Source organism: Fusibacter sp. (assembly GCF_057447755.1).
In genome coordinates, this window is record NZ_JBVBZF010000408.1 from 1 (window position 1) to 2,856 (window position 2,856).

At 35.0% G+C, this 2,856-nt stretch carries 2 protein-coding genes; one reads left to right on the forward strand and one right to left on the reverse strand.

The genetic code is table 11. From position 1 onward, the window contains the following. Positions 1-91: 91 nt before the first annotated feature. Positions 92-1,270, reverse strand: coding sequence for a GGDEF domain-containing protein (locus AC220I_RS20925; RefSeq protein WP_486725810.1), 1,179 nt, complete (start codon positions 1,268-1,270; stop codon positions 92-94). A 192-nt stretch (positions 1,271-1,462) separates the two neighbouring features. Between AC220I_RS20925 and asnS the strand changes: the two genes are divergently transcribed. Next, positions 1,463-2,854 carry an asparagine--tRNA ligase gene (gene asnS / locus AC220I_RS20930; protein WP_486725811.1) on the forward strand — a complete coding sequence of 464 codons (1,392 nt, stop codon included), beginning with the start codon at positions 1,463-1,465 and terminating at the stop codon, positions 2,852-2,854. The last annotated feature ends 2 nt before the right edge of the window (positions 2,855-2,856 follow it).

Genomic DNA, 2,856 nt, shown 5'->3' on the forward strand with positions numbered 1-2,856 from the left:
CACCCTAAAACAGTATGGTGATCAGTTGATGATTTATGACTTCAAATAAAAGAACCTCATTATCTATGAGAATAGGTAATGAGGTTTATTTTTATCCTTTAGTGAAGACATTGCCTTTATATTTGACTTGATTTCTACCAGACTCTTTTGCAGCATATAAACCTTGATCTGCAACTTCAAGAAGCGATGAGAAAGTTTTGCCATCGTATGGATAGGTTGCAATTCCCATGGAAATCGTAAACTTGGGTGCTGATTTGTTTTGGATTTCATGACGCATACGTTCTGCGATTTCAAGGGCAGCAGGTGCGTTAATATGCGGCATGACCAATACGAACTCATCGCCGCCATATCGCCCAAGAAAATCCGTCTTACGGTTATTGATCATAAATGAATAAGACAGGTATTTTAAACACTCGTCGCCTACCATATGCCCCTTTGTATCGTTGATGGTTTTGAATTTATCAATATCAAACATTGCAATGGAGAATATTTTTACTGTAGTGTCGTTTATAAGGTCGTTGATGGTTGATGTCAGTCCGTGTCGATTTAAAGCCTTTGTCATAGGATCCTTTTGAGACCGCTCTCTTATGTGCTCAACCTTGTCTGCCATAACCGAAGTTCTTTTTTTGGCTTCAAATTCAACTGTTCTTTCAAAGCGTTTTTCCAAATCAGATAATCGCTCATCAATAGAGGCTCTGGATTGGTTATAAAATTTAAGCAATATCATAATTTCTGAGAGCTGGAATATGGTGTAAATAATTAGGCCAAAATTAATCAAGAAAAATGTATGACCGTAGCTGAGGATGATGACCCCAATTAATGCAATGATATAAACTTCAGAAATTTCCTTGTGCATCTTAGTCTTATACTGATTATAGTTACGAAAGTGAATGATGATCAGTAGTCCCATGAGGAGTATGTTTGCAATGTTTAAAAACTGAATTGGAATCATGACATTGAATCCAATCATGGCAAGCAAGCCAATTCCAAGGATATATGCAATTAGATGCATGACATTTTGATCAATATTATGTTTAAGTACCATGTTCAGCGATTGGACAGAAAATAAAGTAAAAAGTGCCAATTTATAAACATAAAAATCACTTAAAAAAAGCGATAAGTTTGAAATGCCAATAATTACAATAAAGGGAATTATATCGAAACACTTAGCCTTGATGAGTCGATCACTACTTTTGTAAATATAAACATTAAAGAAATATGAAAGTAGAAAAAGTGAGGCGCTGATGTGTAATATGTTTATTCTTTCCATTTTGCATCTCCCGAGTAAATGTTATAGAATAATAGTATAAGAAAAGTCTTAAAATATCAATGTTATATTTTGACTTAATGGGTTGCATATATTATAATTTATATGATAATTTACGTTAATTTTGTACAAAAGGTAAATCTTTTTAAGATCAATTCCTTTAGAAATATGAAATATAATTAATTGGAGGATAATATGAAATCAGTATTGATCAGAGATCTTTATAATAACCCTGAGCTATATGCCGGAAAATCAATACAAGTATCAGGTTGGATTAGGACGAGTAGAGCTTCAAAGGCTTTTGGATTTATAGAATTAAATGATGGTACTTTCTTTAAGAATGTTCAAATTGTTTTTGAAGAAAATCTAGCAAATTTCGATGAGGTTGCAAAGCTTTCGATTGCTTCTGCAATTATCATTCAAGGGGAATTGGTGCTAACGCCAGATGCAAAACAACCTTTTGAAATAAAAGCAACTGAGATTGTAGTGGAAGGTTTTTCGACACCTGATTATCCACTTCAAAAGAAAAGACATACAATGGAGTACCTTAGAACAATTGCCCATTTGAGACCAAGAAGCAACACTTTTTCAGCAGTATTCAGAGTGAGATCTGTTGCGGCTTATGCAATTCACAAATTCTTTCAAGATAGAGGATTTGTTTATGTTCACACGCCAATCGTAACGGGTAGTGATGCTGAAGGTGCTGGCGAAATGTTTAAAGTTACAACGATTGATTTTAACGAAGTGCCAAGAACTGAAGATGGGAAAGTGGATTATTCTGAAGACTTCTTTGGTAAGGAAACTAATCTTACTGTTAGTGGTCAGTTAGAGGCTGAGACGTTTGCGCTTGCATTCAGAGAGGTTTATACTTTCGGACCAACTTTTAGAGCAGAAAATTCTAATACAAAGAGACATGCTGCTGAGTTTTGGATGATAGAGCCAGAAATTGCATTTGCAGATTTAAAAGACAATATGGCACTTGCTGAAGACATGGTTAAATACATTATTTCATATGTAATGGACCACTGTCCTGAAGAGATGAACTTCTTTAATGAAAGAATTGATAAGGGCCTTTTAGAACGCCTCAACCATGTTGCAACATCAGATTTTGGACGAGTAACTTACACTGAAGCGATTGAAGCCTTAAAGAATTCAGGGGTTGAATTTGAATATCCTATTTTCTGGGGCGCTGACTTACAGACAGAGCATGAAAGATATTTAACAGAGGAAATCTATAAAAAACCAGTGTTTGTCATAGATTATCCAAAGGAAATCAAATCTTTCTATATGAGAGTTAACGAGGATCAAAAAACCGTTGCAGCAATGGATTTACTTGTTCCAGGTGTTGGTGAATTGATTGGTGGTTCTCAAAGAGAGGAAAGAATGGACATCCTATTAGATAGGATCAATGAACTCGGTTTAAATGAAGAAGACTATTGGTGGTATTTAGAGCTTAGAAAGTATGGTGGCACTAGACATGCTGGTTACGGCTTGGGATTTGAAAGAATGATTATGTACTTAACAGGAATGGGCAATATCAGAGATGTAGTTCCTTTCCCTAGAACAGTTAAAAACGCAGAATTTTAAGA

What these genes read in the sequence shown, in the direction of transcription:
- AC220I_RS20925 (WP_486725810.1), bottom strand. Translation starts at nt 1,270, where the DNA reads ATGGAAAGAATAAACATATTACACATCAGCGCCTCACTTTTTCTACTT.
- asnS (WP_486725811.1), top strand. Translation starts at nt 1,463, where the DNA reads ATGAAATCAGTATTGATCAGAGATCTTTATAATAACCCTGAGCTATAT.